Origin of the sequence: Sphingomonas sp. 2378 (assembly GCF_038084995.1) — a bacterium.
In the GTDB taxonomy this organism is placed as follows: domain Bacteria; phylum Pseudomonadota; class Alphaproteobacteria; order Sphingomonadales; family Sphingomonadaceae; genus Sphingomonas.
Genome location: NZ_JAXCMJ010000003.1, coordinates 129,772 through 153,292, shown reverse-complemented (window position 1 = coordinate 153,292; position 23,521 = coordinate 129,772). Strand labels below are relative to the sequence as shown.

Here is a 23,521-nt window from a genome sequence, read left to right as displayed (position 1 = left end):
CGCCCGGACCCGTCGGTCCGGACGCCCCACGACGTCTTCAGGGAGGGAAAGACGTCGAGCCTCTTACGCCGCCTTGGCCTCGTCGGCCTTGTCGTCGGCGTGATGTTCCACCGCGGCGAGCGGCTGGCCCGTCTTGATCGCGATCGTCTTGGGCTTCATCGCCTCGGGCACCTCGCGGACGAGGTCGATGACGAGCAGGCCGTCGTTCAGGCGCGCATCCTCGACGAACACGAAGTCCGCCAGTTCGAAGCGCCGCTCGAACGAGCGATTGGCGATCCCGACATGCAGGAAGTTGGGCGAACCCGTCTTGTCATCCTTCTTGCCGGTGACGAGCAGCATGTTCTGCTGCGCGGTGATCTCGATCTCGTCACGGCTGAAACCGGCGACCGCCAGGGTTATGCGGTAACGGTCCTCGGCCAGACGTTCGAGGTTGAAGGGAGGATAATTCTCCGCCGAAGCGCCACGTGAATTGGCCTCCAGCAGATCGAACAGCCGATCGAAGCCGATGGTCGAACGGCGGTACGGAGTCAGATCGATACGCATGTCAAAACCTCCATCAGAAGCGAATTGAAACGGGATCGGCCGGATCGCCCCGGCGCGGGGCGGTTCGACCCATCCGTGCAGCCCGCTATCGGCACCGCACGCGAACCCATATGGTTCACCATAAAGAGGCTTCAAGAGCCTTTTCGGATCGGAAAGCAAATCTTCGGATGGGGCAAGCCATGGCTGGCTTGAATGCATAGTAAAACGATGTGTGAATAGGAGATGAAATCAAAAGGGGAGCTTCCATGTCCTTGACCCTCGCGCTCATCCTCGCCGCTCAGGCGGCTGCACCGGCCGCCGATCCGCAGGACACGCCTGTCGTCACCGCACCGACGACCGAAGCCCGCCGCGACGAAGGACGGTTGGGCACCGCGCAACAGGGTGGCGGCGATGTCGTCGTCACCGCGCGCCGTCGCGCCGAGACGATCCAGAGCGTTCCCATCGCCATGTCGGTGATCGGCGGCACCGCATTGGCGGAGACGGGGACGTACAATGTCAACCGGCTGACCCAGATTCAGCCGACGCTGCAATTCTACTCGACCAATCCGCGCAACTCGGCAGCGAATATCCGCGGGCTCGGCGCGCCGTTCGGCCTCACCAATGACGGGATCGAGCAGGGCGTCGGCATCTATGTCGATCAGGTCTATTACAGCCGCATCGCCTCGGCGACGTTCGACTTCACCGATACCGAGCGGATCGAGGTGCTGCGCGGGCCGCAAGGCACACTCTATGGCAAGAACACCACGGCGGGCGCGATCAACATCATCACCCGCGCGCCCAGCTTCACGCCCGAGGCGCGGGTCGAGCTGAGTGCCGGCAATTACGATTTCTTCCAGGGCAAGGCGTCGGTGTCGGGCCCGCTGGTCGATGACAAGGTGGCGGTCCGCCTGTCGACCTCGATCACCACGCGGCGCGGTACCGTCTGGAACACGCGACAGCAGGAATGGCAGAATAGCCAGGACAATCTGTCGCTGCGCAGCCAGTTCCTGTGGCACGCGACGCCCACTCTCGACCTGACCCTGTCGGGCGATTATGCACGGCAGAACCCCAATTGCTGCGTCCAATATTATGCGCGGGTGGGCGCGACGCAGCGGCCGATCAACCGCCAATATGCCGCGCTCGCGGCGGCGCAAGGCTATAGCGTACCCTCGACCAATGCCTTCGACCGGCTGACCGATGTCGATACCGACCTGCGCGCCAAGCAGGAACTGGGCGGGCTGTCGCTCGTCGCCAACTGGGATGTGGGCGAGGCGACGCTGACCAGCGTGTCGGCGTGGCGCTTCTGGCATTGGGACCCGTCCAACGATCGCGACTTTATCGGCCTGCCCATCACCACGGTTTCCGCCAATCCGTCGCAGCAGAGCCAGGTGACACAGGAAATCCGCATCGCCTCGAACGGCAAGCGGACGCTGGATTATGTGCTGGGCGCCTTTTACTTCTGGCAGTCGATCGACACGCAGGGGCTACAGGTACAGGGCCCGGCGGCGAGCGCCTTCCTGCTCAACCCGACCAGCGCGGGCGGGCGTGATCCGGCGACGCTGAACGGCCTGACCTCGCGCAATACCATCGGCTTCACCAACACTTCGGCGGCGCTGTTCGGCAAGCTGACCTGGCATGTCGACGATCGCCTGTCGGTGTCGCCGGGCCTGCGGCTCAACTATGATCGCAAGGACGGGTCCTATGTCTCGACCGTGACCAATGGGGCGGGGTCCTCGACGCTGACCAGCGACCAGCGCGGGGTGCTGGCGCCGCAGAATTACACGCCCTCCTTCACCAACTGGAACCTGTCGGGCGACCTGACCATCGCCTATGAGTTCAATCCCAATGTCCATTACTACGCGACCTATGCGCGCAGCTATAAGTCGGGGGGCATCAACCTGTCGGGCTTGCCGCTCGATGGGCAGAACAATCCGATCCTGGCGACGCAGACCGTGCGCCCCGAGAAGGTCAATCATTTCGAGTTGGGGCTGAAGACCCAGTTCGCCGACCGGCGTGCGACGGTGAATATCGCGGGCTTCTGGACCGAGATCGGCGATTATCAGGCGACGGTGAACAACCTGCAGGTCAACGTGCTGCGCGGCTATCTCGCCAATGCGGGGCGGGTGCGGACGCGGGGGGTCGAGATAGACTCGGCCTTCCGCCCGACCAGTCGGTTCAACGTCTATGCCAATGCCGCCTTCACCGATGCGCGCTATACCCGCTTCACCAATGCGCCTTGCCCGCCGGAATTGTCGGGCGGCACCGCGCTGCCCGTGGTGAACGGCCAGATCGTCGGCACTCCGGCGGCGGCGGGAACGCCGGGCAATTCGCTGCCCTATTGCGATATCTCGGGCCAGTGGCTGCCGGGCGTGTCGCGCTGGGCTTTTTCCTATGGCGCGGAGTATGACTTGCCCGCGACCGTGGCGGGGACAGAGGGACAATTCTATCTCGGTTACGACGGCAGCTATCGGTCGAAATTCTCGTCCAATCCGTCGCGCTCGGCCTATACTGATATCAACGGCTACAGCCTGTCCAACGTCCGCGCAGGCTTCAAGGCACCGGGGAGTTGGAACGCCTTCGTCTGGGTGCGCAACCTGTTCGATCACAATTACTATGAGTTGCTGGCGACCCAGTCGGGCTCGACCGGTCTGATCGTCGGGCAGCCGGGCGATCCCCGGACCTATGGGTTAACGATTTCCAAGTCTTTCTGACCCAATCCTCCCCATCGGAGATGGGGAGGGGGACCATCGCGTTAGCGATGGTGGAGGGGCGGGTTACGCTCGCGAACGGCATAGCCCCTCCACCATTGGGCTAACGCCCAGTGGTCCCCCTCCCCAAGCCAAGCTTGGGGAGGATGGAAGGGAACGAATCACAGGATTCGTCCACATTCGGTTCATCTTGATCTGGTATATCGAAGGTCCCGTGAGCGGGCGCCGGGCCGGCATCTGGGGACGGAAGTCTGGAAGCTCCCCGTTTCCCTGGCCGGTCCCGGTGGCTTTTCCCGAGCGTGGAGCGATCGTGTCGGTGCCTGAATGCCAAACGCCCGGACCGTTTCCGATCCGGGCGCCTGCGTGACGATCGCTCGTCAGCCCCCTTTTCCCGCTCCCGCATCAACCTCGTTGGGTGAGCGTTGGAGCAATCCCCGAACCACGGCCGTTGCTGCCTGTGTCTCAGTAAGATTGTGGTACGTTAGGATGACGGGGCTTGTCATCCCTCTTGCGGCATCCGCGCTACGATTGGCGCGGCTGTGTGGCACGCGCGCAACAATCGCCGGAGTCACCGGTTTTGCAAGCCGAACCGGGCGCGGCATTGCCAGCACCCGGCGGCGCTCCTACAGCCTGCGGGCATTTCGTCTTCTTCATGGATCGATCGGACCTCAATGATCCTGTCTCGTTACGAACGGATGATCGCGCGGCGCTATCTGCTGCCGGGCAAGGGGGAGGCATTCATCTTCCTCGTCGCTTCGATCAGCCTGGTCGCGGTCATGCTGGGCGTCGCCGCGCTCATCATCGTCATGAGCGTGATGAACGGTTTTCGCGCCGAGCTGTTCGACAAGATCGTCGGGCTGAACGGTCATGCGGTGGTGCAGGGGGGGGGCGGTCGCCTGCCCGATTGGCGCGATATCGTGCGCGATGCCAGGGCGACGTCCGGCGTGACCAGCGCGGTGCCGATGATCGAGCAGCCGCTGATGTCCAGCTATAACGGCCGGGTCGAGGCGGTGCTGGTGCGTGGCATGCGGGTGGCCGATATCCGCGGCAATTCCGCGATCCGTTCCAAGATCGTCATGGGCAATCTCAACAGCGTCACGCCCGGCAGCGGGCGCATCGCGATCGGCAGCCGCTTGGCCGAAGCGCTGGGGGCGTCCGTCGGCTCGGAAATTTCGCTGATCAGCCCGCAGGGACAGACCACCCCCTTCGGCACGGTGCCGCGCATCGTCAGCTACACGGTCGGCGCGATCTTCGAGATCGGGGTGTACGACTATGACAAGGCCTATGTCATCATGCCCATCGAGGATGCGCAGACGCTGCTCCTGATGGGCGACACGGTCGGCATGGTCGAAATCCAGACGGTCGATGCGGACCGGGTCGGGCAGATCCTGGCGCCGCTGGCCGACAAGCTGGGTGGGCGCGCGGTGATCGCCGACTGGCGGACGATGAACGCGCAATTGTTCGAGGCATTGGCGGTCGAGCGGGTGGCGATGTTCACCGTGCTGTCGATCATCATCCTGGTCGCGGTGTTCAACATCCTGTCCTCGCTGATCATGCTGGTCCGTGCCAAGACGCGCGACATCGCGATTCTGCGGACGATGGGCGCGACGCGGGGCGGGTTGATGCGTATCTTCATGACGGTCGGCACGACGATCGGCGCGCTGGGAACGTTGGCCGGGCTCGTGCTGGGGGCGATCTTCCTCTTCTATCGGCAGGGGGTGGTGAACTTCGTCCAGTTCGTCACGGGGCAGAATCTCTGGGATCCATCGATCCGCTATCTGACCGAGCTGCCGTCCAAGACCGACCCCGTCGAGGTCATCGTGATCGCGTCGATGGCGCTCGTCTTCTCTTTCCTCGCCACGCTCTACCCCGCCTGGAAGGCGGCGAGCACGGACCCGGTTCAGGTGCTGCGCTATGAATGATCCGATCATCCGCATGGGAACCGCCGTCGAGGCCCGCGTCGCCGAACCGGTGCTGGAGACGACCGGACTCTCGCGCAGCTTCACGCAAGGGGGCCAGACAATCGAGGTGCTGCGCGGCGTCGACCTGGCCGTCGCGCCGGGTGAGATCGTCGCGCTGCTCGGCCCCTCCGGCTCGGGCAAGTCGACGCTGTTGCAGGCGGTCGGCCTGTTGGAAGGCGGTTTTTCGGGCTCCATCCGCATCGCGGGCGAGGAAGTGTCGAAGCTGGACGCGCATGGCCGCACCGTCGCGCGGCGCGATTATCTGGGCTTCGTGTATCAGTTCCATCACCTCCTGCCCGACTTCAATGCCATCGAGAATGTCGTCCTGCCGCAACTGGTGCAGGGCAAGCTGCCCGGTGCCGCCGATGAGCGCGCCAGGGGCTTGTTGACCGCGCTGGGCCTCGGCCACCGGCTGACCCACCGGCCGAGCCAGCTTTCCGGCGGCGAGCAGCAGCGCGTGGCGGTCGCCCGCGCGCTCGCCAACCAGCCGCCGCTCGTGCTGGCGGACGAGCCGACCGGCAATCTGGACGAGCATACCTCCGAAGTGGTGCTGGCCGAGTTCCTGCGGCTGGTGCGGGGCGAGGGGGCTGCCGCACTGATCGCGACGCATAACGAGAGGCTGGCGTCGAAGATGGACCGGGTGGTCCGCCTGCACGAAGGCCGCCTGCAATGAGCGTCTGGACCGAGACGCCGACGCTGACCGGCCGCCATGTCACGCTGCGCCCGTTCCTGGAGGCCGATCTGCCCGCGCTGGTCGAGGTCGCGCGGGAGGGCGGGTTGTGGAACATCTTCTACGCCAATGTCTCGATGATGAAGACGCCCGAGCGCTGGCTGGCGGCGGCGCTCGAGGAGCGGGACTATAGCCGCGCCCTGCTCTTCACGGTCGAGACGCCGAACGGGGAGGTCGTCGGCACCACCCGCTATATGCGCATGGCACCGCAGCATCGGCGGCTGGAGATTGGCGGCACCTTCTACGCCATCCGCGTCCAGCGTACCGGCGTCAATACCGAGGCGAAGCGAATGCTGCTCGCTCACGCCTTTGAGGTGATGGGGTGCCAGGCCATCCAGATCCGCACCGATGCGCTCAACGCGCGCAGCCAGAGGGCGATCGAGCGGCTCGGCGCGAAGAAAGACGGGGTGTTGCGCGGACATCAGGTGATGGCCGATGGGCGCATTCGCGACAGCATCGTCTATTCGATGATCGATCGCGAATGGCCGGGCGTTCGCGCCAATCTGGACTATCTGCTGGGGAAGCACGGATGAGCGGTATCGCGGACTTCACCGTCACGGTGGCGGACGGTCGGCCGGTCGACATGTTGACCTATGCCGGGCGCGTGCTGCTGATCGTCAACACGGCGTCGAAATGCGGATTCACCCCGCAATATGAGGGGCTTGAGGCACTGCATCGCCGGTACGAGGCGCAGGGGCTGACCGTGCTGGGCTTTCCCTGCAACCAATTCGGCGCGCAGGAGCCGGGCGATGCGGCGGAGATCGCGAATTTCTGTTCGTTGACCTATGACGTGACCTTCCCGGTGATGGCTAAGGTCGAGGTCAATGGCGACGGAGCCGATCCGATGTTCCAGTGGCTGAAAGTCGAAGCGCCGGGTGTGCTGGGGACCAAGGCGATCAAGTGGAACTTCACCAAATTCCTGGTTGATCGTTCGGGGAAGGTTGTCGGGCGTTACGCGCCGACGACCAAGCCCGAGGATCTGGCGAAGGATATCGAGGCGCTGCTCGGATAGGGCGGAACGTGCGCTTCGACTTCGCTCAGCGCGAACGGGGTGGAGGACATATCCCTGACCTCCGTTCAGCCTGAGCGTAGTCGAAAGCCAAGGGAAGCCCCTCAAATCGAAAACGCGCTCGCCCCCTTCTTATGATCGAGCGCCGCCGCGATGGACGTGATACCCCCGAACAGGAAGCTCAGCCCCAGAATATAACCCGGCAGCGTCATCGCGCTCCACGGCAGCGTCGCCAGCACGAACAGCGCCAGGATGATGTTGAGCACGCCCAGCGCAATCATCCACCCACGCCGCCGCCGCATCCGCGCGCCTAGCCCGATCTCCAGCGCGCCGCGAAGGCCCAGCCAGACCGCGACCAAAAGCGTGATCGAGATCGCACCGGTCGCCGGCTCGAACGCCATGATCAGGCCGATGACAAGCGAGATCAGGCCGAAGCCGATCGCATAGCCGCGTCCCTCATGCCCCTTGCCGAACAGGCCCGCGCCGATCGACACGAGCCCGGCGGCGATGAAGAACGCGCCGATCACCAGCGTCGCGGCGAATGTCGCGGGCACGGGAAACACGAACGCAGCCAGACCCAGCAGCGCCGACAGCACGCCGTAAGCCAATATCCAGCCCCAGCCCGCACCGGGCCGAAGCTGGGTCGCAAATGAGCGGTCCGTGTCGGTCATCGTCTGTCGCCTTGATCCCGGTTGATCCTTCTGTGGGCGTAACGATCCGTCTTCCCACCGGTTCCGCGCTGGCCGAATCACGCGACTTGGCCTAAGGGTCGATGATGCATTCCGGATATGTGCCGCTCCGCATCTTTTCCTCCTTCACGATGCTCGACGGCGCGATCGATCCCAAGGCGATCGCCGCCCAGGCCAAGGCCAATCTATTCCCCGCCGCCGGGCTGACCGATCGCAACGGCCTTTATGCCGCCATGGCCTTTTCGGACGCGGCGAAGAAGGCGGGGGTGCAGCCGATCATCGGCACGATGCTGGGCGTCGCGCGCCCCGACATGCCGGACAATGTCGCGCCCATGGTCGACTGGATCGCGCTCTATGCGCAGGACATGACCGGTTACGACAATCTGTGCGCGCTGGTGTCGGCGGCGCATCTGGAGCGGCCGATCGAACTGGCCGCCCATGTCGGTTTCGACGTGCTGGAGAAGTTCAGCGCCGGCCTGATCGCGCTGACGGCGGGGGGCGAGGGGGGCATCGCGCGGCTGTTCGCGGAGGGCCAACCCGACCGGGCGAAAGCCTATGCCGGCCGGTTGCAGGCCATTTATGGCGACCGGCTCTATATCGAACTGGTGCGGCGCGATGACGCGATCGAGATGGCGGCCGAGCAGGAGCTGATCGACCTGGCCTATGACCGCGACCTGCCGCTGGTCGCGACCAATCCCTGCTGCTTCGCCGATAGCGGTTTCCGCGATGCGCATGACGCGATGCTGTGCATCGCCAACTCGACCTATGTCGAAATGGACGACCGCCCCAAAAGTTCGCCCGAGGCGTGGCTCAAGCCCGCTGAGGTGATGAAGCAACTCTTCGCCGACCTGCCCGAAGCGATCGACAACACGCTGGTCGTCGCGCAACGCTGCGCCGTCATGGCCCCGTGGCGCAAGCCCATCCTTCCCAGCCTGGCGGGCGACCGGGAGGGCGAGGCCGAGATGCTTCGCCGCGACGCGACGGCGGGGCTTGAGGCGCGGCTCGATCGTATCGCCGAACTGGAGGGTGAGGGCGAACCCGGCTGGCGCGAAGCCTATCACGAACGGTTGAAGTTCGAGGTCGATATCATCATCCAGATGGGCTTCCCCGGATACTTCCTGATCGTCGCCGACTTCATCAAATGGGCCAAGGATCACGACATTCCCGTGGGTCCGGGCCGTGGTTCGGGCGCGGGCTCGGTGGTCGCCTGGGCGCTGACCATCACCGATCTCGATCCGCTCAAGCTGGGCCTGCTGTTCGAACGCTTCCTGAACCCGGAACGTGTGTCGATGCCCGACTTCGACATCGACTTTTGCGAAACCCGGCGTGGCGAGGTCATCCGCTATGTGCAGGAGAAATATGGCCGCGATCAGGTCGCGCAGATCATCACCTTCGGTAAGCTGAAGGCGCGCGCCGTGCTCAAGGACACGGGCCGTGTGCTCCAGATGAGCTATGGCCAGGTCGATCGCCTCGCCAAGCTGGTGCCCAACCATCCGACCGATCCCTGGGACCTGAAGCGCGCGCTGAACGGCGTGCCGGAACTGGCGAAGGAGTATGCCAACGACAATCAGGTCCGCCGGTTGCTCGATCTCGCCACCAAGCTGGAGGGGTTGCCGCGCCACTCCTCGACCCACGCCGCAGGGGTCGTGATCGGCGACCGGCCGCTGGCGCAACTGGTGCCGCTCTACCGCGATCCGCGCTCGGACATGCCGGTGACGCAGTTCGACATGAAGTTCGTCGAGGGCGCGGGGCTGGTCAAGTTCGACTTCCTCGGCCTCAAGACCCTGTCGGTGCTGCAAAAGGCGGTGCAGCTGCTCGCCAAGCGCGGGGTTGAGGTCGATCTCGGCGCGCTGGCCTGGGATGACGAGGCGACCTACGCGCTGCTTCAGAAGGGCGACACGGTCGGCGTGTTCCAGCTGGAATCGGAAGGGATGCGGCGCACCCTGTCCGCCGTGCGCCCGACCAATTTCGGCGACATCATCGCGCTCGTGTCGCTCTATCGGCCGGGCCCGATGGATAATATCCCCAGCTTCGGCCGCCGCAAGCAGGGGACCGAGGAGATCATCTACCCGCACCCGCTGCTCGAACAGATATTGTCCGAGACCTATGGCATCTTCGTCTATCAGGAACAGGTGATGCAGGCCGCCCAGATCCTGGCGGGCTATTCGCTGGGCGGTGCCGACCTTCTCCGCCGCGCGATGGGCAAAAAGGTGAAGGCGGAGATGGATGCGCAGCGCGCCATCTTCGTCAAGGGATGCCAGGAGGTGAACGGCATCCCTGCGCAAAAGGCCAACGAACTGTTCGACTTGATCGACAAGTTCGCCGGCTATGGCTTCAACAAGAGCCACGCGGCGGCCTATGCGCTGCTCGCCTATCAGACCGCGTGGCTGAAGGCGCATCACCCGCATGAATTCTATGCCGCGTCGATGTGCTACGACATGGCACTGACCGACAAGCTGGCGATCTTCGTCGACGACGCGCGGCGCATGGGCGTGGCGATGCTCCCCCCTTGCATCAACGCCAGCCAGGCCGAGTTCGATGTCGAGCCGCATGAGGATGGCCTGGCCGTCCGCTATGCGCTGGGCGCGCTCAAGTCGGTGGGCGAGGGGGCGATGGAGAAGCTGGTCGTCGAGCGGGAGGCGGGCGGCCCCTTCGCCTCGCTCGATGCGCTGGCCAAGCGGGTCGATCCACGCTTGATGAACAAGCGGCAGTTGGAGACGCTGGCCTCGGCGGGCGCGTTCGACGGGATCGAGCCCAACCGCGCGGGTGTCCATGCGGTCGCGGAAACCGTCCTCGCCATCGCCGCGCGGACGCATGAGGGACGGACTAGCGGGCAGGGCGGTCTGTTCGGCGAGACCGAAGTGGCGGGCGACGCCATCAAGCTGCCTTCGGGGGTGCGCTGGACCCTGTCGCAGCGGATGGAGCAGGAGAAGGAGGCGTTCGGCTTCTATTTCTCGGCGCATCCGGTGGACCGCCATGCGCATATCGCCAAGATGCACGGCGCACGGACCTATACCTCGCTGACCGAGCTTATCATTCCCGACGATGGGGCGCGGATCGGCGCGACCATGGCGGCTCTGGTCGAGGATGCGCGCTGGCGGACCTCGGCGCGGGGCAAGCGCTACATGATGGCGCAGCTATCGGATGCGACGGGCCAGTTCCTGGCGACCTGTTTCGACGACTCGGTCGCCGCCGATCTGGAAAAGGCGGCCAAGGAAGGTGACTGCGCGCTGATCACCGTCGAACTGGACCGCCGCCCGGGCGAAGAAGCGCCTCGGGTCAGCATCAAGCGCGTGCAACTGTTCGACGGCCTCGCCAGCACGGCGAAATTCGTGGTCGAGGTGACGGTGACCGACAAGATCGCGTTCAAGGCGCTCCACGCGATGCTCGATCCGCTGCGCAACGGACGCGGCGAGGTACGGGCCCGGATCAAGGGGCAGGATGGCGACACGTTGCTGACGCTGGGACGCAACTTCCTGCTCGATGCCGAACTGGCCAGCCATATCGAGGATCTGCCCGGCGTGAAGGGCGTGGAGATGAAGTCGTCGGAGGCGCGACTGGCGTTGGTGGGGTAGCAGCCGGTCGTCGCCCCAGCGAAGGCTGGGGCCTTTGGCGAAGGTGTCGCTTACCTGCCAAAGATGCCAGCCTGCGCTGGCATGACATTATGGAAGCCGGTCAGCCGCCGACTTCGCGACGATCCTGTTCTTCCTCTCCCGCGTCGCCGTGATTGCCGTAACCCCCGCCGGAGCTGTCGGCTTCATCCTCGTTGGGGATCTGGTCGGGCTGGGTGGGCTCGGGGTCGGTCGTCATCGTCTCTCTCCTTCGTGCCCTCAACGCATTGGCCGATAGGGACGATCCTCAGAATAGCTCGCCTTGCGGGCCTTTGGGCGGACGGAACCGGCCGGTGTCGAGCAATGGTCGGTCGCGGTTCAGTCCGTGCAACCGGCAGGCGCGGTGAAAGCGGACGCGGAGCAGCTCCGCCCAAGGGCCCTGGCCCTTCATGCGGGTGAAGAAACCCGGATCATTGTCCCGCCCGCCGCGCAAGGACTGGATGATCGCCATGACCTTGCCCGCCCGATCGGGGAAATGCGTATCGAGCCACGCGCGAAAGAGCGGCGCGACCTCGTGCGGCAGGCGGACGGGGATGAAGAAGGCGTGCCGCGCGCCCGCCTCCGCCGCGCGGGCGACCAGATGCTCGATCTCATGATCGGTGATCGCCGGGATGACCGGCGCGATCGAGACATAGGTCGGGATGCCCGCCGCCGCCAATTTCGCCACCGCCGCCAGCCGCCGTTCGGGTGTCGGCGCGCGCGGCTCGACCGTGCGCGACAGGCGCGCGTCGAGCGAGGTGACCGAGACACAGACGGTCGCCAGCCCCTTGGCCGCCATGGGGGCCAGAATGTCGAGGTCACGGACCACCCGGTCGGACTTGGTGGTGATCGCGACGGGGTGATCGGTTTCGGCCAGCACCTCCAATATCTGTCGCGTGATACGCCATTGCTGTTCGATCGGCTGATAGGGATCGGTGTTGGTCCCCAACGCGATCGGCGCAACCGCATAGCCCGGTTTGGCGAGTTCGCCACGGAGCAACTCCGCCGCATCGGGTTTGGCGAACAGTCGGGTCTCGAAATCCAGCCCAGGCGAGAGATCGTGATAGGCATGGGTCGGCCGCGCGAAGCAATAGATGCAGCCATGCTCGCAGCCCCCATAGGCGTTGATCGACTGGCTGAACGGCACATCGGGCGAGTTGTTGCGGGTCAGGATCGTCCGCGGTTTGACCACCGTCACGCTCGTGCGCAGCCTGGGCGGCTCGCCATCGATCAACGCGCGCTGGTCCAGCCAGTCGCCGTCCGCTTCATGCTCTGGCAGATTGAAACGCCTACTCGTTGCATTTCCCGTCGCGCCGCGCCCCGTCACTTTCGGCATGGGGGTACCGTCGTGAGAGGGACCATGACGTTCGAGGAATCACGCTTGACCATGCCGCCAGATTAGATCATCAATCGGAACGTATCAAGAACATCAGGAGGTGATCATGGCGCGGTTCGATTATCTGGAGCTTCCGGTTTCCAATCGGGCGGAGGCCAAGCGTTTCTATGCCGAGGCGTTCGGCTGGAGCTTCACCGATTTCGGGCCGGATTACGCCGCGACGATGAGCGGCGACACCGACCTTGGCCTAGACGCCGCGTCCGACAAGGTCGCCGCGCCGTTGCCGGTGATCCGCGTCGATGATTTGGAGGCGGCGCAGGCGGCGGTCGAGCGCGCGGGTGGGGCGATCAGCGTGCCGATCTTCGCCTTTCCGGGCGGGCGGCGCTTTCATTTCCGCGACGTCGACGGCCATGAACTGGCGGCGATGCAGCCCGACTGATCAGCGTTCCAGCAGGCGCGGCATCAACTCGACGAAGTTGCAGGGGCGGTGGCGGTTGTCGAGCTGGTCGCGCAATATGCCGTTCCACGCATCCTTCACCGCGCCGGTCGAGCCGGGGAGCGCAAAGATGTAGGTGCCACGCGCGACACAGGCGCAGGCGCGCGACTGGATGGTCGAGGTGCCGATCGTCTGGAAGCTGAGCCAGCGGAAGAGTTCGCCGAAGCCGGGGATCATCTTGGTGGCGACTCGTTCGATGGCTTCCGGGGTCACGTCGCGCCCCGTCACCCCGGTGCCGCCGGTGGTCAGGATGCAGTCGACGCTCGCATCGTCGATCCAGCGATGGAGTTGCGCGACGATATGATCGGCATCGTCGCGCAGGATCGTCCGCTCGGCCAGGTCATGCCCCGCCTCGGTCAGCAACCCGACCAGCGTGTCGCCCGAGCGATCCTCCGCCAGTGAGCGGGTGTCGGAAACGGTCAGCACCGCGATGCGGACGGGAAGGAAGGGGCGGGTGGTGTCGATGGGCATGGCGGCTTTCGATACAGGGGTTCGCGGCTGAACGCTCGGGTGGGGATATCGGGGGCGGCTGGGCAGGTGGTGGAGCGTGCGCTTCGACTTTGCTCAGTGCGAACGGGGTTGGGAGATTATTTCTTCCGTCCGGCCTGCGCTTTTACAAGGGCGAAGGCCGGGATCCCGTTGGCGTGGCGCAGGTAATTTGCTCCCACCGCTCCGCAACTGGACCCCGGCCTTCGCCGGGGTGGTGCGGAGGGGGAGTGGAAGGGCGACTTTTGTACCCATCCCCATTTGGCGAGTGCCGGGGCGTGCGCTTCGACCGCGCTCGGCGTGAACGGAGGTTGGGAGGGAGGCAACGCGGTCATTCCCCGTTCCGCACAACCCGCAGTCCGTTCAGCCTGAGCGAAGTCGAAGGCCAAGCGACGCCGCCCGCGATCCCGCTCAATTCGCCTGAGGGACCGCCGTACTCGATTGCGGGTTGATCGTGGCGTTCAGGGCGATCGTCGTCTTCGGGGGCACGCTGGCCTGCGCGACATTGGGACGTTGCAGCCGGATCGCCGTCGCACCGGGAAGACCCGGAAAGCGCGGCCACAGGCCTTGCGCCAGCGCGGAGCGGCTGGGCGACTTGGCCTTGCCGGTCTGGCTTTCGTACATCCAATAGTTGCGCAGGACCATGGTGACGTATCCGCGCGTCTCCCAATAGGGAATGCTCTCGATATAGAGGAGCGGGTCGCCATTGTCGCGGACGATGCTGTTCCACTCGCCCACCGGCTTGGGCCCGGCGTTGTAGGCGGCGATCACCTTGGGCAGCAGGCCGCCGGTGATGCCGGTCATGTCGCGCAGCCGCTCCAGATGGCGCTGGCCGATATCCATGTTGGTCGACGGCTTGGTCAGCGCGCTGCGGTCGATCGACACGCCCCGCTCGCGGGCGAAGTCGGTCGCGGCAGCGGGCATGATCTGCATCAGGCCGTATGCGCCCGCCGGGCTGACCACCTTGTTGCGGAACCCGCTTTCCTGAAGGGTGTGGGCATAGACCAGCGCCTTGTCGACACGCCAGCCGCTGTCGGGCTTCCAGCTCGGCGTCGGATAGCGCGCCTCGGCGGTCGCGGTGACGCCCGCCGGGCAGTTATGCGCCAGCCACACCGTCGTCGCGGGCAGGTCGAGCGATTCGGCGAGGCGGACGAGGTTGCGGAACTCGGTTGGCTGACCGATCCGCGCCTGCTGGCGGATCACCTGATCGGCCAGGTCGGTCTCGCCGATCTCGACCAGCGCGGCGGCGACCAGGATGTTGGGGCGACGGTCGAGCGCGGCCCAGTCGGTCGCGACCAACTGCCCGCGCGGCTCCCGCTCGCCGCGCATCCCCAGCGCCTGACGCGCAAGCTGGCCATAGAAGCTTTCGCGGAATTGCGAGGCGGAGCGCAGTCGCCCCTCGATCCGGTCGGGACGGCCGCAAACCATGTCGGCGCGGGCGGCCCAATAGAGTGCGGCGGCGCGCAGGTCGACATCGGTGGCGCGCGCGGCGGTACCCTCGAACGCGGTCGCGGCGGTCTGGCAGTCATTCTGACGCCAGGCCGACAGAGCGACGGTCCAGCGACCCTGCACCGCCCATTCGCCATAGCCCTCGGCGGCCTTGGCGGCCAGTGCGCGAGCATTGTCATCGTCGCCCATCAGGAAATAGATCCAGGCGACCTTCTGCTGCCATTCGGTCAGTGCCTCGGGCGACAGGCCTTGCGTCGATTCGAGCAGCGCCTGTGCGGAGGGGCCGTCATCCGCCTTGACGAAGGGTTGCATCTTCACCGCCAGATCGGCGGCGATCATGTCGCTCTTCACGCTCTTGGCCCGGACGCGGCGGGGCGCGCCGTCCTGCCAGATCAGATTGTGCGCCTCCGGCAGCGGGGGCAGGTCGTGCGCGCCGCGCGACCGGGCGAGACGGGCAAGCTGCTCGGCCTGGGGCAGTTCGGGGGCTTCGTTGAGCAGCGCGACCAGCCGCTCGACATCGACCTTAGGCGAGCCCTTGGCGGTATAGAGTTCGGCGCGGGCGATCGCATGGAGCGGGCCGGGTTTGAGCGCGTCGAGTTCGAGCTGCGCGTCGGTCCAGCGGCTTTCGCGGATCGCGGTGAAGACGCGGGCATATCCCGCCTTCTGATCGGCATCGAGCAATGCAGGGATGCTGGGCGGCGCCTTGGCGGGGAGGGAAACCCGCGCGTCGCCACCGGCGGCGGGTTCGATCGGGGCGGCGGAGGCACTTTGGCCGGCGGCGATCATCGCCCCCATGGTCAGCATATACGTAACAAGCTGCCCCGGTTTCATCCTCGCATATCCCCCATCAGCATCTGCAAGTCCTTCCAGCTTTCCGCTTTGGCCATCGGCTTCTCGATGAGGAAGCGGGGATGGAAGCTGGCAATCGCCCTGCTTTTGCCGTTCTTATGATCAAGTTCGTGTGAATGTCCGCGTGCGCTGGTGAGTTCGGTCCCGAGCACGGCACGGCTCGCCGCATTGCCCAGCAATAGCAGCCCGCGCGGGGCGACCAGGCCGACATGATGAAGCGCGATCTCGGCCAGCCGCGCCTCCAGCCCGGCGGGCGCGCGTCCGGCCAGCGGGCGGCGTGCGCAGACCGAGGCGATGTGGACCGTCTCCCGCGACTGGCCGATCGCGGCCAGCATCCGGTCGAACAGCCGGCCGGGCGCGCCGGACAGGATCTGCCCCGCGTCGCCATCGTCGCGGTCGGGGCAATCGACCAGCACCATCAGCTTCGCATTGATCGGCCCCGTCGCAGCGAGCGATATGCCGTCCCATGCCGTCTCCGGCGCGGCGTCGGACAACCGCCACGCCAGGAACGCCTCCAGCGTATCGGGAAGGGGCGTGGGCTGTGCCGGGGCCAGCGCGACCACGCCGCCATGCATGGCGGGCGTCGCACTCGCCATGGTCGGCGCGGGGGGCGTGAAGGCCATGGGCCGCACCGGTTCGGCGGCCATCCAGTCGCGGGGTTCCTCCTCGACCAGCAGGTCGACGCCCGCGTCATGCCACCAATCGAGCACGCTGGCCGCCAATGCGGTGTCGAACGTTGGAAGAACCCCCATATGACTTGCTTCCATGCTGCAAGGTTGACGTGCGCGTCAATCTGTCGGATCGACGGTCGGGACAAGATGTTTCCCGTCCGCGCCCGGACGAACCCGCCATAGCGGGACCCTACGGCAGCGGCGCGGTCACAATGCGAGGATGCCATGAGCGAACGCGAATCGATGCCTTATGACGTGGTGATCGTCGGCGCTGGTCCGGCGGGCCTGTCGGCGGCGATCCGCCTGAAACAGCTCGCGGGCGAGCAGGGCGGCGAATTGTCGGTCTGCGTGCTGGAAAAGGGGTCCGAGGTCGGCGCGCATATCCTGTCGGGCGCGGTGATCGATCCGATCGCGCTCGACGAACTGCTGCCCGATTGGCGCGACGATGGCTGCCCGCTGGCCGAGGTGCCGGTGACGGAGAATCTTCACTGGATATTGAGCGCGGGCAAGCACCGCAACCTGCCCCATGCGCTCACCCCGCCCTTCATGCACAACAAGGGCACCTATACCGGGAGCCTGGGCAATCTGTGCCGCTGGCTGGCGGGCAAGGCCGAGGAGCTGGGGGTGGAAATCTTCCCCGGTTTCGCCGCCGCCGAAATCCTGTTCCACGAGGATGGCCGGGTGAAGGGCGTCGCGACCGGCGACATGGGCGTAGGCCGCGACGGCACCCGCAAGCCCGACTATCAACCGGGCCTCGAACTCCACGCCAAATACACCTTCTTCGCCGAGGGCGTTCGCGGCCATCTGTCCAAGGAAATCATCCGCCAGTTCGACCTCGCCCGCGACAGCGATCCGCAGGTCTATGGCCTGGGCGTGAAGGAATTGTGGGACATCGACCCCGCCAAGCATGTGCCGGGCCGGGTGATCCATACCCAGGGCTGGCCGCTGGGCCATGACGCCAATGGCGGCGGTTTCATCTATCACCAGGCGGGCGGGCAGGTCGCGCTCGGCTTCGTGACGTGGTTGAACTATACCAACCCGTACATCTCTCCCTTCCAGGAGATGCAGAAGTGGAAGACCCATCCGGTCATCGCGGAGTTGCTCAAGGGCGGCAAGCGCGTCTCCTACGGCGCGCGGGCGATCAATGACGGCGGGCTCCAGGCGATCCCGAAGCTGACCTTCCCCGGCGGCGTGCTGGTCGGCTGTTCGGCGGGCTTCCTGAACGTGCCGCGGATCAAGGGTACGCACGGCGCGATGAAGTCGGCGATGCTGGCCGCCGAGGCGGCCTTCGCGGCGGTGCAGGCGGGTCGCGAAGGTGACGAACTGACCGATTACCCGCAGGCGTTCCGTGCGTCCTGGCTCTACAAGGAACTGTCGACCGTCCGCAACGTCGTGCCGCTGGTCAAGAAATATGGCGATACGCTGGGCTCCGGCCTGGCGGGCGTGACCATGTGGGCCGAGCATTTCGGGCTGAAGATGCCCTTCACCATGAAGCACAAGCCCGATCACGAAAGCCTGTGGCGCAAGGATCAGGTGAAGAAACCCGATTATCCCAAGCCCGACGGCGTGCTGACCTTCGACCGCCTGTCCTCGGTCTTCCTGTCGAACACCAATCACGAGGAGGATCAGCCGGTCCATCTGACGCTGAAGGACGCCAGCGTTCCGATCGCCCACAACCTGCCCTTGTTCGACGAACCCGCGCAACGCTACTGCCCGGCGGGCGTTTATGAGGTGGTGGGTGTCGAGGAGGGCGATCCGAAGTTCGTGATCAACGCCCAGAACTGCGTCCACTGCAAGACGTGCGACATCAAGGACCCGACCCAGAACATCAACTGGGTCGTGCCGGAAGGCGGCGGAGGACCCAATTATCCCAATATGTAAGCGTTCGTCCCTCGTCCGGGGTTCGGCTCTGGCCCTGATCGCGGCGATTGTCTCGACCCCGGCGGTCGCCGCGGTCAAGGCCGGTCCCGAACCACTCGCCGCCTATCTGTCCGCGCGGGTCGCGGCGGCGGAGGGGCGTTCGGCGGCGGCGGCGAGCGACTATGCGGTCGTGCTGACCAGTTGGCCCGACGATCCCGCCGTCGCGGTCCGGGCCTACCGCGAGGCGATGATCAGCGGCGACGAAGCGCTCGCCCTGCGCGCCGCCCGCGTGATGGAGGCCGAGAAGGTCGCGCCGATCGACGTGGCGCTGCTCGACCTGGCCATCGCGGCGCACAAAGGCGACCGAAGGGCGTATGATGGCGCGCTGACCCGGATCGATGGCGGTGCGCTGCGCATCCTGTCGCCGGTCCTGCGGGCATGGGGTGCATGGGACCGCAAGCAGCCGGTCGAAGCGGCGCTGGACAGCGCGGGCAAGGAGCCGGTCGCACGGCGGCTGGCCGAGGAACATCGCCTGTTGCTGGCGCTGGCGGGGCGGCGGATGGCCGATCCGTCGGCGCGCGTGTTGCTGGAGACGGTGCGTGCGCCCGCCGACACGCGGATCGCGGCGGCAGAATTGATGGCGGGACGCGGCGACGAGGCCAATGCCCGTGGCCTGTTGACCGATCCGCTGGTGTCGTCGGCGCGCGGGAAGCTTGGCCGTAAGCCCGATCTGGGCTTCGGCGTATCGCGACTCTTCGCCCGCGTCGGGGCCGAGCTGGTGGGGGAGGGGCCGCGCCCGCTGGTGATCGCGCTCGCCCGTACCGCCCTGATCGCCGACCCCGGCAACGACCGAGCCCGCCTGTTGATGGCGGAGGCGCTGGCCAAGGACGATGCCTGGGACGCCGCCATCGCCGCGCTGGAGGGCGTCGCTCCCGACCGCGCCTTCGCCCACCGGGCGGCGGTGGTGCGCATCGGCCTGCTGGGAGAGGCGGGCCGCCCGGGCGAGGCGTTGATGCTGGCGAAGGGGCTGGCGACCGCGAAGACGGCGGGGGTCGATGACTGGCAGGTCTATGCCGATCAGTTGATCGCCGCCAAGCGCCCGGCGGATGCCGCCCCCTGGTATGAGCGCGTGACCCGCGCCGATCCGCCGCTGCCCTGGGCCGCCTGGCTGCAATATGGCGGCGCGCTGGATCAGGCGGGGCGCAAGGACGAGGCCGATGCCGCGCTCGCCCGTGCGGTGGCGCTGGGTCCAGAGGAACCGCTGGCGCTCAATTATCTGGGCTATGCGCGGATCGAGCGGGGAGAGGACGTGCCCGGATCGCTGGCGCTGCTCGAACGCGCGAGCAAGCTGGCGCCGGACGATGCCTCGGTCACCGATTCGCTCGGCTGGGGCTATCACAAGGCGGGGCAGACAGGGCGCGCGCTGCCCCTGGTCGAGCAGGCGGCGATGGCCGAACCCGCCAATAGCGAAATCGCCGATCATCTGGGCGATATCTATTGGGCGCTGGGGCGGCATTATGAAGCGCGCTATGCCTGGCGTGCGGCCGCGCTGACCGCCGACGATAGTGAGCAGGCGGCGCTGGCGGCGAAGCTGGCGCGTTGAGCGGTCTTGCCGCGCCGCGCCGGGCGACGCATGGGCTGGGTATGACCGTCATCGTCGAGACCGCCCCCGCCAAGATCAACCTGGCCCTTCACGTCCGCCGTCGCCGCGCCGATGGCTATCACGATCTGGAAACGCTGTTCGCCTTTTGCCGCGACGGCGACAGGGTGACGGTCGAGCCGGCGGCAGCGACCAGCCTGACCCTGACCGGCCCTTTTGCCGCAGTGCTGGCGGGCGAGGCGCAGGAGGACAATCTGGTCACCCGCGCAGCGCGCCGTTTTGGCGAGCGCTTCGGCGTGACCGGGGGCCATGCCATCACGCTCGACAAGCATCTGCCGGTCGCGTCCGGGATCGGCGGCGGGTCGGCGGATGCGGCGGCCACTTTGCGGGCATTGGCGCGGTTGCATGATGTTCCGCTCGACCATGCCGACCTGTTCGCGCTGGCCGCCGGTCTGGGCGCGGACGTTCCCGCCTGTCTGCTCGGACGGACGGCGCGGGGCGAGGGGAAGGGCGATGCGCTTCGACCGCTGCCGCCGCTCGGCGACCGGCCGGTGCTGCTGGTCAATCCGGGCGTGGGCGTATCGACGGCGGCGGTGTTCGGGCGCTGGGACCAAGTCGATCGCGGGCCGCTGGGTGAAGGCGATGCGATGGCGGTCGCGGCGGACGGACGCAACGACCTGGAGCCCCCGGCGCGCGCCATCGCGCCGCAGATCGATGCGGTGCTGGCGCTGTTGGAGGGCGCGGCGGACGTGGAACTGGCGCGCATGTCGGGATCGGGGGCGACCTGCTTTGCGATCTTTCGTGACGTGGCGGCGCGCGACGCGGCGGCGCGGACCGCTTCGGCACGGGGCTGGTGGGTACTGCCGACATTTTTACAGTGAGTTTTGTTCCGCTCTTGTTCTCACGGAACAAAACGCATACATAGCAGATGCGTTGAATGGACCACGCGCATGGTCTAGCGAGGGAAGCATCTGATGGCCGCCAATCTGAAAGTGATCGAAACAGGCATGGCAACCGCAAACGCAGACCGGCAAAAGGCGCTCGACGCCGCGCTCGCCCAGATCGACCGGGCATTCGGCAAGGGCTCGGCGATGAAGCTGGGGCAGAAGGAGACGATGCAGGTCGAGGCGATCTCGACCGGCTCGCTGGGCCTGGATATCGCACTGGGCGTCGGCGGCCTGCCGCGCGGCCGCGTGATCGAGGTTTATGGCCCTGAATCCTCGGGCAAGACGACGCTGGCGCTGCACGTCATCGCCGAGGCGCAGAAGATGGGCGGCACCGCCGCCTTCGTCGACGCCGAACACGCGCTCGACCCGGTCTATGCCAAGAAGCTGGGCGTCAACATCGACGAACTGATCGTGTCTCAGCCGGATACCGGCGAGCAGGCGCTGGAAATCACCGACACGCTGGTCCGCTCGAACGCGATCGACGTGCTGGTGGTCGACTCGGTTGCCGCGCTCGTGCCACGTGCGGAAATCGAGGGTGAGATGGGCGACAGCCATGTCGGCCTCCAGGCCCGTCTGATGTCGCAGTCGCTTCGCAAGCTGACCGGCTCCATCAGCCGTTCGCGCTGCATGGTGATTTTCATCAACCAGCTTCGCATGAAGATCGGCGTGATGTACGGCAACCCGGAGACGACGACGGGCGGCAACGCCCTGAAATTCTATGCCTCGGTCCGGCTCGACATCCGTCGCACCGGCGCGATCAAGGATCGTGAGGAAGTGACCGGCAACGCCACCCGCGTGAAGGTGGTGAAGAACAAGGTCGCGCCGCCGTTCAAGCAGGTCGAATTCGACATCATGTATGGCGAGGGCATCTCGAAGATCGGCGAGATCCTGGACCTGGGTGTGAAGGCCGGGCTGGTCGAGAAGTCGGGGAGCTGGTTCTCCTACGACTCGGTGCGGATCGGGCAGGGGCGTGAGAACGCCAAGACCTATCTGCGCGACAATCCCGACATGGCCGACCGTCTGGAGCGCGCCATCCGTCAGCGGACCGAAAAGGTCGCCGAAGAGATGATGACCGGCCCTGATGCCGAGGACGATATCTGAACCCGGGGAAACGGCCCGCCAGCGATGGCGGGCCGTTTCGCTTGTGGCGCATGCGGGGTGGGGCGATGACCAGCGGACTGGATTGGCGTGGCCGGGTCGGCGATATCTGGGCGGCGGAATGGCGTCGCACCGATCGCAGCCTCGCCGATCTGTCACGCCACCTGAACGCTGCGATCGCAGCAGTCGCCCCGGAGCAGGGGCTCGCGCTCGATATCGGAAGCGGGGCGGGGGCGACCAGCCTGGCGCTTCATGCCGCGCGACCTGGGTTATGTGTGACGGGTGTCGATCTGTCGCCGGACCTGGTAACGGTCGCGCAAGGCCGGGCGGCGGACGAGGGCGGCGGGGCGGACGAGGTGCATCTGCGTTTTCGCTGCGACGATGCGATCCGACTGGCGGCGCGTGAGGGGCCGTTCGACCTCTTCGTCTCGCGCCACGGCGTGATGTTCTTCCCCGATCCGGTCGCGGCCTTTCGAGGGTTGCGACAGGCGGCGACCGATGACGCCGCGTTCGTCTTTTCCTGTTTCGATGAGCGCGGGCATAACGGCTTCGCGACCCTGGCCGATGCGGTGATCGGACACACGCCCCCCACGCCCGCCGGATATGAGCCCGGACCCTTCGCCTTCGCCGACAGCCATAGGGTGGCGGACTGGCTGGAGCAGGCGGGATGGGCGCCGGGTGCGGCGGCGCGCCTCTCCTTTGAATATGTTGTCGGAGCGGGGGAGGATCCGGTCGCCGATGCGATCGCCTTCCTGTCGCGCATCGGCCCCGCCGCTCGGGCGATCTCTGCGGCCACTCCCGATGAACGCGACCGGATCGTTAAGGCGTTGGGGCGGGCTCTGTCGGACTATCGAGTGGAGGACCGCGTCGTTCTGCCCGCCTCCGCCTGGATCTGGCGCGCCCATGCGCGGGGTGGTGCGGGATAGGCGTGTGGCGGTGGGGCTGGCGCATCGTCTGATCTTGTCCTGACGGATCGCCACGATGAGGCGCGCTGCGCACCGACGTTCCATCCTGCTTGGCCCCGAACGACATTCGGGCTGCGCCGCCTTCACTCCTCCCCTGCGAGAGGAGGGCGGGCGTGCGGAGCATGGTGGCGGGGTATCCCCCTATCGAAAGCGCGACGCCGCTGCGTCAGGCCTGACGGCCTGCCACTTCCCCTTTCAGGACTCCTCTGCAAAACTCCCTCAGCACCATTCCGGCAAAGGCCGGAAGCCAATTGCTGGACGATTGGAAATGACTTTAATTGCTTCCCAACTGGACCCCGGCATCCGCCGGGGTGGTACATGGTATTGGGCGAGGTCCCGACTTTCGCAGGGGTTTCCTTCCAGGGGAGGAATTGAGTGAATGTCGATTCGCGCCGGTCCCTCTCGAACGGGGTTCGCGCAGAGGCGCAGAGAACGCAGAGATGTTTCGATTGAGCGTCCCGTCCGAGGGGGGGCAAGCTTGGCGCATGGATCGGATCATGACCGCCCGGTCCGTACGCATCCCGATCGCGGCGAGCGATGACTTGCCGAAGCCCG

19 protein-coding genes are annotated in these 23,521 nt (G+C 66.2%); 12 read left to right on the top strand and 7 right to left on the bottom strand.

Annotated elements, in window-relative coordinates:
- Positions 1-63 precede the first annotated feature (63 nt).
- Positions 64-543 carry an Hsp20 family protein gene (locus SM191_RS02910; protein WP_341504910.1) on the bottom strand — a complete coding sequence of 160 codons (480 nt, stop codon included), beginning with the start codon at positions 541-543 and terminating at the stop codon, positions 64-66.
- A 245-nt stretch (positions 544-788) separates the two neighbouring features.
- Between SM191_RS02910 and SM191_RS02905 the strand changes: the two genes are divergently transcribed.
- From SM191_RS02905 to SM191_RS02885, 5 genes are all read left to right on the top strand, one after another.
- Positions 789-3,233, top strand: a complete 2,445-nt coding sequence (locus tag SM191_RS02905) for a TonB-dependent receptor (RefSeq protein WP_341504909.1) — start codon at positions 789-791, stop codon at positions 3,231-3,233.
- A gap of 668 nt (positions 3,234-3,901) precedes the next feature.
- Complete coding sequence (locus SM191_RS02900) at positions 3,902-5,152, top strand: lipoprotein-releasing ABC transporter permease subunit (protein WP_341504908.1); 1,251 nt, start codon at positions 3,902-3,904, stop codon at positions 5,150-5,152.
- Positions 5,145-5,864, top strand: coding sequence for an ABC transporter ATP-binding protein (locus tag SM191_RS02895; RefSeq protein WP_341504907.1), 720 nt, complete (start codon positions 5,145-5,147; stop codon positions 5,862-5,864). The genes SM191_RS02900 and SM191_RS02895 overlap by 8 nt, the downstream gene beginning before the upstream one ends.
- On the top strand, positions 5,861-6,454 hold the full coding sequence (locus SM191_RS02890) for a GNAT family N-acetyltransferase (protein WP_341504906.1): 594 nt from the start codon (positions 5,861-5,863) through the stop codon (positions 6,452-6,454). The genes SM191_RS02895 and SM191_RS02890 overlap by 4 nt, the downstream gene beginning before the upstream one ends.
- On the top strand, positions 6,451-6,933 hold the full coding sequence (locus tag SM191_RS02885; protein WP_341504905.1) for a glutathione peroxidase: 483 nt from the start codon (positions 6,451-6,453) through the stop codon (positions 6,931-6,933). Before SM191_RS02890 ends, SM191_RS02885 begins: the two co-directional genes overlap by 4 nt.
- 101 nt (positions 6,934-7,034) lie before the next feature.
- Here the strand turns inward: SM191_RS02885 and SM191_RS02880 are convergent, their stop codons facing one another.
- Entirely contained in the window at positions 7,035-7,601 is a 567-nt protein-coding gene (locus SM191_RS02880) for an HdeD family acid-resistance protein (protein ID WP_341504904.1), read from the bottom strand.
- Between the two features lie 101 nt (positions 7,602-7,702).
- Here SM191_RS02880 and dnaE point away from each other — a divergent pair, with 101 nt between their 5' ends.
- On the top strand, positions 7,703-11,194 hold the full coding sequence (dnaE, locus tag SM191_RS02875; protein WP_341504903.1) for a DNA polymerase III subunit alpha: 3,492 nt from the start codon (positions 7,703-7,705) through the stop codon (positions 11,192-11,194).
- A 100-nt stretch (positions 11,195-11,294) separates the two neighbouring features.
- Here dnaE and SM191_RS02870 read toward each other — a convergent pair whose 3' ends face one another.
- A complete protein-coding gene (locus tag SM191_RS02870) occupies positions 11,295-11,429 on the bottom strand; it encodes a hypothetical protein (RefSeq protein ID WP_341504902.1) in 135 nt (44 codons plus the stop codon).
- 48 nt (positions 11,430-11,477) lie between these two features.
- Positions 11,478-12,545 (bottom strand): PA0069 family radical SAM protein, encoded by a 1,068-nt coding sequence (locus SM191_RS02865; protein WP_341504901.1) that lies wholly within the window; start codon positions 12,543-12,545, stop codon positions 11,478-11,480.
- A 106-nt stretch (positions 12,546-12,651) separates the two neighbouring features.
- On the opposite strand from SM191_RS02865, the gene SM191_RS02860 reads away from it, so the two are divergent.
- Entirely contained in the window at positions 12,652-12,984 is a 333-nt protein-coding gene (locus tag SM191_RS02860; RefSeq protein ID WP_341504900.1) for a VOC family protein, read from the top strand.
- On the opposite strand, the gene moaB is transcribed toward SM191_RS02860, so the two are convergent.
- The 3 genes from moaB to SM191_RS02845 form a co-directional block, all read right to left on the bottom strand.
- Positions 12,985-13,512, bottom strand: coding sequence for a molybdenum cofactor biosynthesis protein B (moaB, locus tag SM191_RS02855; RefSeq protein ID WP_341504899.1), 528 nt, complete (start codon positions 13,510-13,512; stop codon positions 12,985-12,987).
- 426 nt (positions 13,513-13,938) lie between these two features.
- A complete protein-coding gene (locus SM191_RS02850; protein WP_341504898.1) occupies positions 13,939-15,807 on the bottom strand; it encodes a lytic transglycosylase domain-containing protein in 1,869 nt (622 codons plus the stop codon).
- Entirely contained in the window at positions 15,804-16,577 is a 774-nt protein-coding gene (locus SM191_RS02845) for a uracil-DNA glycosylase (protein WP_341504897.1), read from the bottom strand. Before SM191_RS02845 ends, SM191_RS02850 begins: the two co-directional genes overlap by 4 nt.
- A gap of 144 nt (positions 16,578-16,721) precedes the next feature.
- Here SM191_RS02845 and SM191_RS02840 point away from each other — a divergent pair, with 144 nt between their 5' ends.
- From SM191_RS02840 to SM191_RS02820, 5 genes are all read left to right on the top strand, one after another.
- The gene (locus tag SM191_RS02840; protein WP_306999979.1) at positions 16,722-18,377 is read left to right on the top strand and encodes an electron transfer flavoprotein-ubiquinone oxidoreductase; all 1,656 of its coding nucleotides are present in this window, start codon (positions 16,722-16,724) and stop codon (positions 18,375-18,377) included.
- Positions 18,378-18,546: 169 nt separating this feature from the next.
- Positions 18,547-19,959 (top strand): tetratricopeptide repeat protein, encoded by a 1,413-nt coding sequence (locus SM191_RS02835; protein WP_341504896.1) that lies wholly within the window; start codon positions 18,547-18,549, stop codon positions 19,957-19,959.
- Positions 19,960-20,000: 41 nt separating this feature from the next.
- Positions 20,001-20,837: a 4-(cytidine 5'-diphospho)-2-C-methyl-D-erythritol kinase gene (locus SM191_RS02830; protein ID WP_341504895.1), complete on the top strand. Its 837-nt coding sequence runs from the start codon at positions 20,001-20,003 to the stop codon at positions 20,835-20,837.
- Positions 20,838-20,930: 93 nt separating this feature from the next.
- Positions 20,931-22,004 carry a recombinase RecA gene (gene recA / locus SM191_RS02825; RefSeq protein ID WP_276039583.1) on the top strand — a complete coding sequence of 358 codons (1,074 nt, stop codon included), beginning with the start codon at positions 20,931-20,933 and terminating at the stop codon, positions 22,002-22,004.
- Positions 22,005-22,069: 65 nt separating this feature from the next.
- On the top strand, positions 22,070-22,927 hold the full coding sequence (locus SM191_RS02820) for a class I SAM-dependent methyltransferase (protein WP_341504894.1): 858 nt from the start codon (positions 22,070-22,072) through the stop codon (positions 22,925-22,927).
- Positions 22,928-23,521: the final 594 nt, after the last annotated feature.